The organism is Myceligenerans halotolerans (genome assembly GCF_054782975.1).
The window spans coordinates 21,502-36,832 of record NZ_BAAGRL010000045.1; the positions used below are offsets into that span (position 1 = coordinate 21,502).

The 15,331-nt window shown below is 74.4% G+C and carries 11 protein-coding genes; 7 read left to right on the plus strand and 4 right to left on the minus strand.

Translation table 11 applies throughout. The features are described 5' to 3' along the window. Nucleotides 1-120: 120 nt before the first annotated feature. The 3 genes from ACYVK5_RS21825 (at nucleotide 121) to ACYVK5_RS21835 (ending at nucleotide 4,940) form a co-directional block, all read left to right on the plus strand. Nucleotides 121-1,062 (plus strand): hypothetical protein, encoded by a 942-nt coding sequence (locus tag ACYVK5_RS21825; RefSeq protein ID WP_460708077.1) that lies wholly within the window; start codon nucleotides 121-123, stop codon nucleotides 1,060-1,062. Between the two features lie 69 nt (nucleotides 1,063-1,131). After that, the gene (locus tag ACYVK5_RS21830) at nucleotides 1,132-3,252 is read left to right on the plus strand and encodes a dynamin family protein (protein WP_460708079.1); all 2,121 of its coding nucleotides are present in this window, start codon (nucleotides 1,132-1,134) and stop codon (nucleotides 3,250-3,252) included. After that, nucleotides 3,249-4,940, plus strand: coding sequence for a GTPase (locus ACYVK5_RS21835; protein WP_460708080.1), 1,692 nt, complete (start codon nucleotides 3,249-3,251; stop codon nucleotides 4,938-4,940). The genes ACYVK5_RS21830 and ACYVK5_RS21835 overlap by 4 nt, the downstream gene beginning before the upstream one ends. Nucleotides 4,941-5,109: 169 nt before the next feature. Here the strand turns inward: ACYVK5_RS21835 and ACYVK5_RS21840 are convergent, their stop codons facing one another. Then, complete coding sequence (locus tag ACYVK5_RS21840) at nucleotides 5,110-5,625, minus strand: hypothetical protein (protein WP_460708081.1); 516 nt, start codon at nucleotides 5,623-5,625, stop codon at nucleotides 5,110-5,112. Nucleotides 5,626-5,892: 267 nt separating this feature from the next. Between ACYVK5_RS21840 and ACYVK5_RS21845 the strand changes: the two genes are divergently transcribed. Next, complete coding sequence (locus tag ACYVK5_RS21845) at nucleotides 5,893-6,384, plus strand: acyl-CoA thioesterase (RefSeq protein ID WP_460708082.1); 492 nt, start codon at nucleotides 5,893-5,895, stop codon at nucleotides 6,382-6,384. 132 nt (nucleotides 6,385-6,516) lie between these two features. Here ACYVK5_RS21845 and ACYVK5_RS21850 read toward each other — a convergent pair whose 3' ends face one another. From ACYVK5_RS21850 to ACYVK5_RS21860, 3 genes are all read right to left on the minus strand, one after another. Next, the gene (locus tag ACYVK5_RS21850) at nucleotides 6,517-9,825 is read right to left on the minus strand and encodes a S41 family peptidase (protein WP_460708083.1); all 3,309 of its coding nucleotides are present in this window, start codon (nucleotides 9,823-9,825) and stop codon (nucleotides 6,517-6,519) included. Between the two features lie 75 nt (nucleotides 9,826-9,900). Further along, nucleotides 9,901-10,896, minus strand: coding sequence for an acyl-CoA thioesterase (locus ACYVK5_RS21855; protein ID WP_460708084.1), 996 nt, complete (start codon nucleotides 10,894-10,896; stop codon nucleotides 9,901-9,903). A gap of 23 nt (nucleotides 10,897-10,919) precedes the next feature. Next, nucleotides 10,920-11,297, minus strand: coding sequence for a globin (locus ACYVK5_RS21860; RefSeq protein ID WP_460708085.1), 378 nt, complete (start codon nucleotides 11,295-11,297; stop codon nucleotides 10,920-10,922). Between the two features lie 186 nt (nucleotides 11,298-11,483). Here ACYVK5_RS21860 and ACYVK5_RS21865 point away from each other — a divergent pair, with 186 nt between their 5' ends. From ACYVK5_RS21865 to malQ, 3 genes are all read left to right on the plus strand, one after another. Further along, complete coding sequence (locus ACYVK5_RS21865) at nucleotides 11,484-11,720, plus strand: glucose PTS transporter subunit EIIB (RefSeq protein ID WP_460708086.1); 237 nt, start codon at nucleotides 11,484-11,486, stop codon at nucleotides 11,718-11,720. A gap of 130 nt (nucleotides 11,721-11,850) precedes the next feature. Then, a complete protein-coding gene (locus ACYVK5_RS21870; protein ID WP_460708088.1) occupies nucleotides 11,851-12,891 on the plus strand; it encodes a mechanosensitive ion channel family protein in 1,041 nt (346 codons plus the stop codon). 135 nt (nucleotides 12,892-13,026) lie between these two features. Then, nucleotides 13,027-15,330 carry a 4-alpha-glucanotransferase gene (malQ, locus tag ACYVK5_RS21875; protein WP_460708089.1) on the plus strand — a complete coding sequence of 768 codons (2,304 nt, stop codon included), beginning with the start codon at nucleotides 13,027-13,029 and terminating at the stop codon, nucleotides 15,328-15,330. Nucleotide 15,331 lies beyond the last annotated feature (1 nt).

Consider the following 15,331-nt stretch of genomic DNA (forward strand, 5'->3'; position numbering starts at 1 on the left):
GCCGGACGGTCGGTGCGTTTCGTGGTGATGTGACGTGCATCCAGTGACTGTTCGACGAGTAGGGGGGAGTTTTTGCCGGGAATGCGGGGGGTCGTGGAGGATTGCCCTATGGTGTTTTCCGTGCCTCTTCCCGGATGGCAGGATCTGCCACCCCCCGTTCGCCAGCGCATCTCGGACGAGCTCGGAAGCCGGGTCCTCGGGTGGTCGACACTGCCGATGAGCGGCGTCGGCGACGGGATGACGATGTCGCTCCAGACCGCCGCGGGGACGCAGCTGTGCACCATGGTGAACACTGCCGATCCGCAGGCCCAGGAGCTTGCCCGGCGGGCGATCGACGTGGTCGTCGCCCTCCCGGCCGTGGCGCCCGTGCCCACGCTGGTCTGGTGGTTCGACGAGGACCTCGGGACGTTCGGGCGCTGGATCGTGGCGGGCTGGTCGATGCAGGACGTCCGGCCGATCGGCGACGAGTGGACCGCGGGCGAGGTCGCGGCGGCCCTCGGCGTGCTGCGGGAGATCGGCGAGTTCGAGGCACCCGCCGACGGGCCGTTCCTCGACACCGCCGAGGTGTTCGGCGACGGACCGTGGCAGCGGCTCGCGGACGAGCGTCCCGACGGGCTGCGGAACTTCTCCCCGTGGCTCGAACCGCGCCTGGAGGCCCTCGCCGAGATCGCCGTCCACAGCACGGAGGCCGTGTCCGGGACCACGCTCGTGCACGGGGCGCCGACACGACACGCGCTGTACCCCGCACTGTCGCCCGGCGGGCGGCCGGTGGCGACCGCCTGGTCCCACGCGGCGCGCGGCGCGTCGTTCGTCGACACCGTCCTGCTCCTCGCCCACATCCGGGCGGAGGGCGGCCCGGCGCCCGAGGTCGTCCTCGCGAGGCATCCCCTCCCGCCCGGCACGGATCCCGACGCCGTGACCTGTCTCGTCACCGCCCTGACCGGGCAGCTCATCGAGCAGGCGCTCCAGCCTGCGCACCCGGCCCGCGGGCAGCGGCCGTCCGCCCTGCAGGCGCGGGCGACCGTCTGCGTGGAGTGGCTCCGCCGCCGGCTCGGATTCTGAGCCGGGGCGGCGGCCGGCCCGGCTGGTCTCCACGGGACCGGCCTGCGTGGTTGCGGCAGACTGTGCGCCATGACCGAGTCGCCCGACGACGTGCCCACGGAACCCGAACACGCCGCCGAGCTCGCTGAGCCCCCCGAACGGCCGGGCGTCGCCTCGGCGCCCGCGGACGACGCCGTCGGAGACCTCACGCGGTCGCTGGAGAGTCTGCGTACGCGGCTCGGGACGCTCCGCCTCCCGCTCGAGACCCCCGACGCCGACCCGGCCCGCGACGCGCGACGGCGGTCCGCCGACCAGCTCGACGACTACCTGCTCCCGCGCCTGCGGTCGGAGCAGGCTCCGCTGCTCGTCGTGGTCGGCGGGTCCACGGGCGCGGGCAAGTCGACGCTCGTGAACTCCGTCCTGGGCGAGGACGTCACCCTGCCGGGCGTACTGCGCCCCACCACCCGCGCGCCCGTGCTGGTGCACCATCCGCTCGACGCCCGCTGGTTCACCGGCGACCGCGTCCTGCCGGGCCTCTCGCGGGTGACCGCCGCGGGCGGCTCGCCGGGTGGTCGCAGGGCGGCGGGGAGCACCGCTCCCGTGCCCGCCTCCGCCCGGACCGGCTCCGCCGGGGAGCCGCGCACCCTCCGCATGGTCGCGAGCGAGGCGCTGCCCCGCGGCCTCGCATTGCTCGACGCGCCCGACATCGACTCCGTCGAGCAGGCCAACCGCGACCTCGCGGCGCAGCTCCTCGGCGCGGCCGACCTGTGGCTCTTCGTCACCACCGCGGCCCGCTACGCGGACGCCGTGCCGTGGGACCTGCTCACCGCCGCCGCCGAGCGGCGCGCCCAGGTGGCGATGGTGCTCGACCGGGTGGATCCCGGGGCAGAGGCCACGGTCGACGACCTCCGCGACCTCATGGCGGAGCAGGGACTGGGCGAGGCGCGCCTGTTCGTCGTGCCCGAGGCGGAGCTGACGCCCGAGGGCTACCTCCCGGAGCGGGCCGTGGCGCCCGTGGCCGACTGGCTGACGGACCTCGGCGGCGACGCGGGCGCAAGGGCACACGTCATCGCGGCCACGCGGGACGGCGTCGTCGACGACCTGGTGCGGCGGGCCGAGGCCCTCGCCGACGCCGCCGACACCCAGCAGGAGGCCGACGCCCGCCTGCGTGCCGTCGTCGCCGGCGCGTACGCCGACGCGGTCGCCCACGTGAACGCGGCGACGTCCGACGGCGCGCTGCTGCGGGGCGAGGTGCTCGCCCGCTGGCAGGACTTCGTCGGCACGGGGGAGTTCTTCCGCGCCGTCGAGCAGGGGATCGGGCGGGTACGGGACGCGATCGGTGCCTTCTTCCGCGGCAAGCCGCGGCAGGCGCCGCAGGTCGAGCAGGCGATCGCGCACGGCCTGGAGTCCGTGGTGCTCGACGCCGCCGAGGACGCCGCCGAACGGGCGTACGCCGGATGGCGCGGCGACTCGGCAGGCCGGGCGCTGCTGGACGGACTCGAGCTGTCCCGGGCGCCCGCCACCCTGCGGGCCGACGTCGGCGAGCAGATCCGCGGCTGGCAGTCCGACGTGCTCGACCTCGTGCGGGAGCAGGGCGCGGCCAAGCGCGGCACCGCACGGGCCCTGTCGCTGGGCCTGAACGGGCTGGGCGTGGCGCTGATGATCGTCGTGTTCGCGTCCACCGGCGGTCTGTCCGGGATCGAGATCGGCATCGCCGGCGGCACGGCCGTCCTGGCGCAGCGTCTGCTGGAGGCGGTGTTCGGCGAGGACGCCGTCCGGCGGCTCGCCGTCGGGGCCAGGGAACGGCTCGGCGAGCGGGTGCGGGCCGTGCTGGACGGCCAGGCCGCGCGGTACACGGCCCAGCTCGACGCGGTGGGATCCGCCGACGCCGGAGGAGTGGCGCTGCGGGGCGCGGCACGCGCCGTCGCGGACGCCGCCTCCGCGGAACGCGGCTCCCGGGACACCGCCGGTTCCGGGAACGACGGCGGCGCCCCGGCCTCCACGGGCGGCGCACCCGCACGCGGGCTGCGCGGGGCCGGCCGGGGCGGGGAGGACGCCATGGGCACCGGCCGCGGGACCGCCTCGGGAGTGGCGGACGGCGTGAGAACGCGGTCGGGCGACGCGGACGACACGGACGACACGGACGAGACGGTCGGCCGGCGGCGTGGCTTCTGGCACCGCCTGTTCGGCCGTGAGGAGGACGACCGATGAGCCGGCTCGACCTGGCCGCCCGGACCGCGGCCCTGGAGAACGCCGCGCAGGAGGGCGACGGGCGCCTCGCGCCGGAGATCCTGGACGCCGCCCGTGCCGTGGCGCGACGCGCACGCGAGCGGGGCGGGCTCTCGGCGGAGCACACCGTGGTTGCGCTGGCAGGCGCGACGGGGTCGGGCAAGTCCTCGGTGCTCAACGCCGTGGCGGGCGCGGACGTCGCCATTCCGGGAGTACGGCGCCCGACGACGTCGCACGCGCTCGCCGCGTACTGGGGCGAGGGCGCCGGGCCGCTGCTGGACTGGCTGGACGTCCCGCGGCGCCACGAGATGTCCGGGCCGGTGCCGTCGGGCGACGCGACCGGCCTGGTGCTGCTGGACCTGCCCGACCACGACTCGGTCGTCGTGGACCACCGGCTGCGCGCCGAGGCGCTCGTGGCGCGGGCGGACCTCCTGGTGTGGGTGGTCGACCCGCAGAAGTACGCCGACGCGGCGCTGCACGAAGGGTTCCTCCGCCCGCTGGCCGGCCGGGCCGACGTCGTCGTGGTGGTGCTGAACCAGATCGACCGGCTGCGGGCCGACGAGACCAAGGCGATGCTCGCGGACCTGAAGCGGCTCGTGGCCGCCGACGGGCTCGACGGCGCGCGGGTGCTCGGCCTGTCGGCGGCGACCGGCCAGGGCATGGACGAACTGCGCGGGCTGCTCGCGAAGGCGGCGAGAAAGCGCGAGGCCGCCACGGCCCGGCTGGTGGGCGACGAGCGGGCCGCGGCGTCCGGCATCGTCGAGGCGTGCGGGCCCCAGCCGCCCTCCCGCGCCGGGGACCGGGCGCGCGGTGCGCTGCTGCAGTCCCTGGAGGACGCGGCGGGCGTGCCCACCGTGGTCGACGCGGTGCGCGCGTCCGCGCGCCGGGACGCGCGCGCGGCAACGGGCTGGCCGCTGACCCGCTGGCTCGGGCGGCTGCGGCGGGACCCGCTGCGCAGGCTCGGGCTACGCGACGGGGAGCGGCGCGCCCCGCAGGGACGGGAGGACCTCGTGCGCACCTCGCTGCCCTCGCCGGCCCCGGCGGTGCGCTCGGCGGCGGCGTCGGGGGTGCGGCAGTACGTCGAGAAGGTGACCGACGGCGTCGCCGACTCGTGGGTGCTGGCCGCCCGCGCCCGCGCCCAGCGGGGGATCGACGACCTGCCCGACGCCCTCGACCAGGCGGTCGCGAGCACCCGGCTCGAGGCCGGCCGGCGACCTGTCTGGTGGCGGGCGGTGAACGCGCTGCAGTGGACGCTCATCGCCGCGGTCGGCGCGGGACTCGCGTGGCTGGCCGTGCTGTTCCTGTTCTCCTACCTGCGCCTGCCCGCGCCTCCGACGCCGGTCTGGACCGTGCCTATGCCGTCCGGGGACGGGACGGACGTGGTGTTTCCCGGAGCACCGCCGGGCCCCTCCGACGGGCTCGGCGTGGACCCGTTCCAGATCCCGTGGCCGACGCTGCTGGTGCTCGGCGGGCTGGTGCTCGGCGTGCTCGTGGCACTCGTGTCACGGGTGCTGGCGGCGATCGGTGCCCGCCGCCGGGCGGCGGCCGCCCGGCGACGGCTGCGCGCGTCGGTGGCCGAGGTCGCCGACCGGCTGGTGCGGCACCCGGTGGGGGAGGAACTCGGGGCGCTCGGACGCTGCCGGACCGCGGCCACGATCGCGGCGAGCTGACGCCCGCGCGATCAGCCGGTCCGCGGCGACCGTGCGGGCGCGGCGGCCTCGGCCCGATCGGCATGAGGTTCCCGGCCCCGGAACGAACTTGCCGCGCATCGTCCGGGAAGGGGCGTCGGGAAGGTCATGCCCAGGTCGGGAACCTCATGACCGCCCCTCTCGCGCACCGTTATGCGTCCGCGTCCGCGTCCGCGTCGGCGGTCGCCAGGCCCAGCGCCTCGCGGAAGGCCGCCTCGGCGCCGGCCTCGTCGACCTTCATCGCCTCGTCGACGTGGTCCATGATCTCCTTCGTCGAACCCGCCTCGGCCGCCTCCTGCCAGTGCCCCGCCTCCTGCTGGACCAGGCCGGCCAGGGCGTGGGCGTCGCCGGAGACGTCGTCGGGCCACGCCACCTTGTGCAGGCCCTCGGCCTCGGCACGCAGCGAGGCGGCCACCGCGGAGGCGAGCCCGGTCTGCTGCTCGAGCGGTGCCTCGGAGTCGATCGCCTCGTCGAACTGCCCTCGCACTCCGTCGTACGGGGAGACGAGCTGCAGGAACTGCTCGCCCGCCGCCTCCTTGCCGAGCGGTTCCGCGGGAGCGTTGACGCTCCCGGCCTCAGCGCCACCGTCCGGGCCGGTCGACGGCATCGAGCAACCGGTCAGGGACAGAACGGCGACCAGAGCGACGGCGGCAACTGTGCGGCGCATGGTTCCTCCAGGAGTCTTCTCGGGCGGGCGGCACGAACTGTAACCGCGCCGGCGGCGCCAGGGGGAGCGCAGCGAAACGATTAGGAAGCACGCTGCGAGGCGCTGCGAGGCACTGTGTGGTCGGCGGGTTGTAGAGCGGTCGGTCCGTTGTCGAGAGATCGGTCGCTCGGGGGACCGGCCGTGTGACATGCGGCGGATCACTCGACGCCGGACCGACCGCTCGACGCCGGACCGCTCCGGCCCGCGCGATGCCTGAGGATAGGTCCCATGCGTCTGCACATCCCCGTCTCCCTTCGCTGGTCCGACCTCGACGCGTATCAGCACGTCAACAACGTCGAGATGCTCGACCTGCTCCAGGAAGCCCGCATCGAGGCGTTCTGGCGGCACGAGGACGTCGTCGACCCGTTGCCGACCGCCGTCGTCGACTCGGGACCCGCGGCGACCACGCACACCTTCGTGGCGCACCAGGAGATCGAGTACCTGCGCCCGCTGGAGTACACGCGCCGCCCGATCCTGGTGGAGATGTGGTTCGGCAAGCTCGGCGGCGCGTCGATCGAGGTCTGCTACGCGGTGCACGACGGCCGTCCGGGCGGGGTCGCCACCTCGGGCGACCCGCTCGACTCCGACCCGTACGTCCGCGCCTCGACCACGCTGGTCCTGGTCGAAGCCGCCACGGGGAAGCCGCGCCGCATCACCGACGCCGAACGCACGGTCTGGGAGCCCTACCTGGACGCCCCGCTGCAGTTCCGCCGCCGCTGACCCGCCCCGGTCCCGCCTCCCGGACGAGCCGGGTGGTCGGCACTCCCGTGAGTGATCGGCACGATGAACTGCCGATCACTCACGGAGGTACCGACCACACCGGGGCGCCGCGGCGCTGTCGCGAACTGCCGGTCAGGCCTCGCGGCGGACGCGGGGCTCCGGGAGGGACGGCGGCTCGGCGGCCGGGCGTTCGGACAGCAGGCGGAACGACTCGGCGATCGCGGCGTCCAGTTGCTTGTCGGCGTCGCTGAAGTAGTCCGCCGGCGTGTGCCACACCTCGACGTCCGGGTCGACGCCGTAGTTCTCGACGTCCCAGCCCGGCCCCTCGTACCAGCTGGCGTAGCGGGGCTGGGTGATGCCCGTCCCGTCGACGAGGTCGAAGCGCCCGTCGATACCGATGACGCCGCCCCAGGTGCGGACGCCGACGACCGGGCCGACGTCCAGGGCCTGGGCCGCGACGTTGACGATGTCGCCGTCCGAACCCGCGTGCTCGTTCGTCACGAGCACCACGGAGCCGCGCGGCGCGCTGTCCGGGTACGGCATGGGCCGCTCGTAGTGCCGTGCCGTCGTCCAGCCGACGATCCGCCGCGCGATCCGGGAGATCACGAGCTGCGACGTGTGGCCGCCGCCGTTGAACCGGACGTCCACGACCATTCCCTCGCGGCCCACGGCCTGGCGCAGGTCCCGGAACATCTGTGCCCAGCCGTTGCTCGTCATGTCCGGCACGTGCACGTAGCCGAGCCGTCCGCCGGACTTCTCCGCCACGTAGTTCCGGCGGGAGGCCACCCAGTCCTGGTAGCGCAGCACGGACTCGTCGGCCAGCGGTACCACGACGACCCGGCGGTCGGCGTCCGTCCCGTCCCGGCGGAGGGTGAGCTCCACGGGCCGGTCCGCCGCACCGGCGAGGTTCGCCGCCGGGCCGACGGCCGGATCGACCGGCCGTCCGTCGACGGCGACGATCGCGTCGCCCGGGCGCGCGTCCACGCCCGCCGCCCGCAGCGGGGAGCGCGCGTCGGGGTCCGAGGACTCGCCGGGCAGGATCCTGTCGATCCGCCAGCCGTCGCCGGCCGGCGAGAGGTCGGCGCCCAGGAAGCCCAGGCGCCGCGAGGCGTCCCCCGGCTGCCACGGCGGGCTGACGTAGGCGTGCGAGGTGTTCAGCTCGCCGACGGTCTCCCAGAGCACGTCGGTGAGGTCGTCGCGCGTCGCGACCCGTTCGATCACCGGGCGCCAGCGTGCCACCGCCGCGTCCCAGTCGACGCCGTTCATGTCCGCGCGCCAGTAGTGGTCGCGCATGATGCGCGCGTTCTCCTCGAACATCTGGCGCCACTGCGCCCTCGGGTCGACCTCGTAGCGCATCCGCGACAGGTCGATCTCCGTGGAGCCGCCCGGGCCGGGCTCGTCGCCCGGCTTGGCCGTGGCCGGCTGCGTCGTCAGCCCCTTCCCGGACCGCACCACGATGCGCCGGCCGTCGCCGGAGACGGCGTACGCGTCGACCTTCTCGGCGACGTCGGTGGACTTGCGCTCGTCGAACGACCAGAACTGCACCGAGTCCGCCTGCCCGTCCTCCTCGACGCCGGCGTTCCGGGAGCCCAGCACACCGGCGTCGTCCGACTCGCGGATCCACAGCACGCCGCCCTTCGCGGCCCGCAGGTCGCGGTAGCGCCCGGAGGCGACCGGGAACGGTACGACCCGCTCCTCGGGCCCGTCGAAGTCGATGTCGGGGCAGGCCACCTTGTCGTCCGACGTGCCGTCGCCGGCCTCGGCGTCGTCCGCGCCGTCCTTCTTCTCGTCGTGCTTGCTCAGACGCCAGCCGTCGACGCTCGGGCCGAAGGGCGCCGGCTCGGCGGCGCTCAGCGGGATGAGCCAGGGGCGGGTCGCCGCGCCGAACGACAGCGCGAACTCGTGCGCGTCGTAGGCCGGATCGAACGTGCGGTCCGAGAGCAGGACGAGGTACTTGCCGTCGCCGGTGAACGCCGGGCACCGGTCGTGGAACTTGCCGGACGTCAGCGCGCGCTCCGCCGGGGTGTCCGCGCGCAGGTCGGCGACCATCAGGCGGTGGTGGTCGCCCTCGTTGCCGGTGGGGGAGCTCCACGCCAGGTAGCGGCCGTCGGGGGAGAAGACGAGGCCCTCCGCCTCCCCGGTGGCCGACCGTCCCACCTCGGTGACCGTGGACGACGCCGGCTCGCCCGGCGCGGGCACGGTGACCAGGCTGATCCGGCCGTCGTGCGAGATCGTGGCGACACGGGTGCCATCCGGGCTCGCGGCGAGGTGCAGGACCCTGCCGAGGGCGCCGCCCGCGAACCGGACGGACGGCGTCGAGCCGTCCAGCGAGTGCGCCTCCAGCGCGTCCTCGCCGTCGGCGTCCGTCACGACGACGGCGCGACCGGTGTCTCCGAGCAGGTCGGGTTCCCGGACACGCTCCGCCGGGTCGGCGACCAGCGCGCGTGCCGGCCCCGCCCGGTGCGTCACCCAGAAGGCGGTCCCGAGCCAGCCCACGAGGCTCCCGTCGCCGCCCTTGTCCGTCGCGAGGCCGTCGATCCGGGCCGGGGTTGCCGCGTAGGGCCGCGGTGTGGCGCCGGTGAGCGTGACGTCGAGGCGACGGGGCGTGGCGTCCAGGGAGTCCAGGAGCCAGAGGTCGCCCCGGCTGTGCCAGACGACCCGCGTGCCGTCCGTCGTCGCGTCCCGGACGTAGCCCTGCTCCGCCGTCTGGAACGTGACCTGGCGCGGCGCCGCCGGCGTCCCGTCCTGGCCGGGCGCCGCCGCGGCGAGCCCGTCCCACGCCCAGAGATTGCCCTGCTCGTCGGCATGATCCGGGAACGTGGCCGCCCGGTCGGAGGTGAACAGGAGCGTGTCGCCCAGCCACATGGGGTCCAGCACGGCGGCCTGATCCTCGGGCAGCGCCCGCTCCCAGGTGTCGTCACCGGCGCGGTCGAGCCACAGGCGGGACGCGGTCCCGCCCCGGTACCGCTTCCAGTGCACGGCCGGCCGGTAGCCCGCCGACACGAGGGCCGTCACCCCGCTGCCATGGGTGGCCACGCCCCAGGCCGGGCCGAACCGCAGCCGTTCCGTCGATCCGTCGAGGCCTACCGCGTACACGACCGTGAGCCACCGGTGATGCTCGGCACCGTTCGTCGCCACGAGGACACGGCCGTCGTCGTCCCAGCCGAGCAGCAGCGTCCGCATGCCGCCGAACCACGTGAGACGGCGCGGCGCGCCGCCGTCCAGGTCGACGACGTACACCTCCGGGTGTCCGTCCCGGTGCGACAAGTAGGCGACCCGGGAGCCGTCGGGGGCGATCCTCGGCGTCGAGCAGGCGACGTGATCGCTGGTCAGGCGCCAGGCGCGGCCGCCGGCGACGGGGGCGAGCCACACGTCGTCGTCGGCGACGAACGTGACGAGGTCTTCGTGGAGGTGCGGATACCGCAGGTAGGGACGAGACATGCGCACAACGTACCTGTGACCTCGGACACGGTCACGGACAATCCGCTCGCAGCAGACCGCCCCGGCGTCGTACCACTACGCGGCGGGCAGCCGCATCATGCCTTCCTGCCCCATCGACGCCACCAGGGTGCCGTCGGTCCGGTAGACGCGGGCGTGACCCAGCGCGCGACCGCCCTGGGCGGACGCCGCGCCCTGCACGTACAGGAGCCACTCGTCCGCGCGCACGTCCCGGTGCCACCACATCGCGTGGTCGAGACTGGCCAGCGGCACCTTGCCGCCGCCCACCTCCTGCCAGGACTTCCCTGCCGCCCGCAGCGCCGGCTCGAGCATGATCTGGTCGCACGCGAACGCGAGCATCGCCCGGTGCAGCATCTGGTCGTCGTCGGCGATCGGGCGGCGGGTCCGCATCCACACCATCTGGGTGCCGGGCGCCTCGCCCGACGACGCGTCCCGGGGCAGGTACAGCGACCCGCCCACGTGCCGCAGGTCGAACGCGGACTGCTCGGCCCAGAACGCGCGGGCGCTGTCGTCGGCACCCGCGAGCTCCTCGACGGCGGAGGGGAGGTCCTCGGGCGCGGGGACGCCGTCGGGCATCGGCGTGGTGAGCTCGAACCCGGGCTGGTCCTCCTGGAACGACGCGATCATCGACAGGATCGGCCGGCCGAACTGCATCGCGTGCGAGCGCCGCGCGCTGAACGAGCGGCCGTCCCGCAGCCGCTCGACGGCGAACCCGATCGGTGCCTCCAGCGACCCCTCGCGCAGGAAGTAGCCGTGCAGGGAGTGGATGAGGCGCCCCGGCGGCACGGTCCGCGCGGCCGAGATGATCGCCTGCGCCAGCACCTGGCCGCCGTAGGCCCGCGGGGCGGGGCCGACCACGCTGTCGCCCTCGAACACGTCGTCCTCGCCGCGGGGGCCGGGGCCGTCCACGGGGCGCAGGTCCAGCACCTCCAGGAGGTGACCCAGGGGATCGGACGTCGCGGCCGTCGTGGTGTCCGACGGCGGCCTGGTGCCCGACGGCGACGGCGTGCCGTCGCCGGGTGTGGTCGTCGGATGATCGGCGGTTCGGTCCACGTGCTCGGTGCTCCTGTTGTCGGTCAGTCCTCGAAGGTGTTGATCATGGAGAAGGCGGCGCGTTCGAGGTAGTCCCACAGTTCCGCCTCGTGGACCGGTGCGAGCTCCAGCGCGTCGACGGCGGCGCGCATGTGCTTCAGCCAGCGGTCCCGGGCGTCCGGGTTGACCTTGAACGGCATGTGCCGCATGCGCAGGCGGGGATGTCCCCGCTCTGCGGAGTAGGTGTTGGGGCCGCCCCAGTACTGCTCCAGGAACAGCGTGAGGCGCTCGGCCGCCGGGCCGAGATCCTCCTCCGGGTACATCGGGCGCAGCACCGGGTCCTCGGCGACGCCCTCGTAGAAGGTGTCGACCAGCTTCGCGAACGTCTCGTGCCCGCCGACCTGCTCGTAGAACGACTTCACCCCGTCATCCTCCCATCCGTGTGTGACACGAAGGCCCTCCGGAGGCGGCGGGCGATGTGAGCCTGCTGACAGCACGCGCCCGTGATCGCGACGGGCGAAACCACCGGCCTTCGTGTCGATCTCCTGCGGCTCCGGATAGGGTGGACACAGACCGGCAACGACGCACGGGTTATGGGAGCGTGATTCATGTCCAAGGCGAACGACATCCTGGTGGCACTCGGCGGCAACACGAACGTCGTCGAGCTCCAGCCGTGCATCACGCGCTTGCGTGTCGAGGTCAGCGATCCGACGCTGGTGGACGAGCCCGGCCTGAAGTCCTCCGGCGCCTTCGGCGTCGTGCGGTCCGGGCGCGTGGTCCAGGTGATCGTCGGCCCGGAGGCCGACGACCTCGCGGCGGAGCTGGAGGGCCTGCGGACTTCCTGACGGCCGGCGTGACCCGCGCCACGGAAGGATGACTCGTTCGCGCACGGGCTGTGAAGGTCGCGGGGCGGTGCGCGCGTGGCCTCGTACGGGCTTGGCTCCCGGGCCCGCCGTACCGCTAGCGTGAGCACCCGTGAACGACCAACTTGCCACGGCCCTCATCAACGGTGCCGAAGGATTCTGGGAGTGGTTCGCGGACATCCCCCTCCGCATCCTCGTCATCGTCGCCATCGGCACGCTCGTGCTCCTCGTGGTGCGCCGGGTGATCACCCACCTCACCGAGCGGATCGCCCTGGGCGTCACGCGGGAGCAGGAGCGCGCGGCGAAGGCCGCCGCGGCCGAGGCCACCGGAGCGGCTGCCGACGTCGTCGGGGACGCCCACAAGAAGCGCAGGCGCCGGAAGGTCGGGATCACGCCACAGGCCCTGGGCGCGGCGCTCGCCCCCGCCAACGGGCAGGCGGCCGACCGCCGCGTACAACGGGCCCGCACGGTGGGGTCCGTCCTGAACTCCACCGCGAACATCGTGATCGCGACACTCGTCGTGCTGTCGATCCTGGACACGGTCGGCGCACCCGTCGCGGGATTCGTCGCCAGCGCCGGCATCGTCGGCATCGCCATCGGCTTCGGGGCCCAGAGTCTCGTCAAGGACTTCCTGAGCGGCATCTTCCTGCTCATCGAGGACCAGTTCGGCGTCGGCGACTTCGTGGACCTGGGCGGCGGCGTGACCGGCACCGTCGAGGCGATGGGGCTGCGCCTGACCCAGGTGCGCAACTTCGACGGCACGCTCTGGTACGTACGCAACGGCGAGATCCTGCGTGCGGGCAACAGCACGCAGGAGTGGAGCCGCGCGGTGGCGCCCATCCTCGTGCCCGTGGGGAGCGACGCCACGGTCGTGCGCGCCGCGCTCGGCCGGGCCGTCGACCGCGTGCAGGAGGACCCCGAGACGTCGTCGGCCCTGCTGGAGGCCCCGTCCGTGCGTGGCGTCGACAACGTGGACTCGTTCTCGCTCACGTTCACCCTGCACGCGCAGGTCAGGCCGGGTGAGCAGTGGCTGATCGCCCGCGCGCTGCGCGTCGCGGCACAGGAGGAACTGCTGCGCGAGGGGATCGTCGTGCACAGCGCGCCGGGCAACCGGGCCGCGGACGCCTCCGAGGTGCCGCCGGCCGAGGAGTGACCGCCGAGCGGGCCCTCCGCGGGCCTGCCCGCCGGACGTGACGGAACCGGCGGAAGGCCCGCTACCACCCCTCGAATCGGGCCACACGCCGGTGATTCCCCCCGAGCGACCCCGTTCGGTGGCAGGATCTTTTCTGTGAGCCACGACGAGACGACACGCGCCGCGACCGCTGTCGACGGCGCCACCGAGCCGGCCGGCCGGTCGGCGCTGCCCGAGCTGCCGGAGGACCTCGCCGATCTGGCGGAACTGTGCGACGTGCAGACGGTGTTCACCGACGCCGCCGGAACCACCCGCCGCGTGAGCCCGTCCACCCTGGCGGCGGTACTCGGCGCGCTCGGCGTGCCCGCCGCGTCGCCGTCGGCGATCGCCGAGTCCACCGCCCGCGTGCGCGACGACGCATGGCGTGAGATGCTCCCGCCCGCCGTCGTCGTCCGTCAGGGCACGCAGACGCAGATCCCCGTGCACGTGACCGACGGATCGAGCGTCTCCTGCTGGGTCGAGCTCGAACCGGTCGCGCCCGCGATGCCGCTCGGCGCCATGCCCTGGCGCGTCGCCCCGACCCCCGGCACGGTCCGGCGCGCCACGCCGTCGTCCGGCACCACGGACGCCGACGACGGCACGCCCACCCCGGGCACACGCCACCTCGACCAGGCCGACGTCCTGGTCGAACCACACACCGTGGACTCTCGGAAGGTGGGCCGGGCAACCTTCGTCGTTCCCGGCGACCTGCCGCTCGGGTGGCACACCCTGCACGCCGAGTCGGACGGCACCACGGCGACGACGACACTCGTCGTCACACCCGACCGGCTGGAAACCGCCCCGGCGCTCGCGGACACGCAGGCGTGGGGCTTCCTGACGCAGCTCTACTCGGTGCGCTCGCGCGACTCCTGGGGAATCGGGGACCTGGCCGACCTCGCCGACCTGGCCTGGCTCACCGCGAACAACGCGGGCGCGGACTTCATCGCGCCCGGACCGCTGCACGCCACCGAGCCCAAGGCACCGATCACCGACAGCCCGTACCTGCCCACCTCGCGCCGGTTCCTCTCCCCGCTGTACATTCGCGTCGAGGAGATCCGGGAGACGGCCTACCTGTCGTCGGCGGACCGCTCCCTGGTCGAATGGGCGGGCGAGCCGGTGCGCGACCTGTCGAGCGACGCCGCGCCGATCGACCGCGAGGCGATCTGGGACGCCAAGAAGTCCGCGCTCGAGGTCGTGTTCACCGCCCCGCGCTCGGCCGCGCGGCAGACCGCGTTCGACGAGTTCGTGCTCGGACAGGGCCGCGGCCTGGTCGACTTCGCCACCTGGTGCGCCGTCGCGGAGCATCTCGGTGAGCAGGAATGGCCGCCGGACCTGCTGGACCCGTCGTCGTCGGCGGTGGCGACGCTGCGCGGCTCGCTCAAGGACCGCGTCGAGTTCTACTGCTGGCTCCAATGGGTCGCCGACGAGCAGCTGCGCCGCGCGCACCGCCTCGGGCTCGAGGCCGGGATGCGCGTCGGGATCGTCAAGGAACTGGCCTCGGGCGTGCACCCCGAGGGCGCCGACGCCTGGGTGCAGCCGGAGGTGCTCGCGCGCGGCGTGTCGGTGGGCGTCCCGCCGTCGTCGGCCGTCGGTCCCGAGGGACGCAACCGCGGCCTGCCGCCGTGGCACCCGCAGGAGCTCGCGAAGGCGGGGTACGCGCCGTTCCGCGACATGCTCCGCACCGCGCTGCGGCACTGCGGCGCGCTGCGCGTCGGGCACATCGGGGACCTGTTCCGGTCCTGGTGGATCCCCGGCGCGACACGGGCGACCGCCGGGGCGTACGTCACCTACGACCACGAGGCGCTAGTCGGGATCCTGTGCCTGGAGGCGCAGCGCGCCGGCGTCCCGCTGATCGCCGACGACGCCCTCCTCGACGACGCCGAGCGCGAGTACCTGGACGGGCGCGGCATCCTGGCGGCCTCCGTCCTGCTCGCGGACCAGGCGGGCACCGGGGAGCTCGTCGCGCCGGAGGACTTCCGTCCCGGCGGGTTCGTGACCCCGACACCGCCCGACCTGCCGCCGACGGCGAGCTGCCTCGCCGGCGAGCACATTGACCTCGGCGAACGGCTGGGGATCCTCACCGAGGACGCGCAGGCGCTGCGCTCGCGGACGCGGGCTCAGCGCGATGCGCTGATGACGTCGCTGTCCCGGTTCGGCATGACGACGTTCGACCCGTCGGAGCGCGAGCTCGTCGAGGGTCTGTACCGCTACCTGCGGGACACCCCGGCCGCGCTCGTGGCCGTGGACCTCGCCGACGCGGTCGGGGAGCGGCGCACGCAGGCGCAGCTCGGCGCGGGCGACGGCTACCCGAACTGGCGGGTCCCGCTGGCGGACGGCTCGGGCGCCCTGGTCATGCTGGAGGACCTGTTCGACTCGGCGCGGCTGCGGTCGCTCGTCACGGTCCTCAACGAAGAGGGCTGAG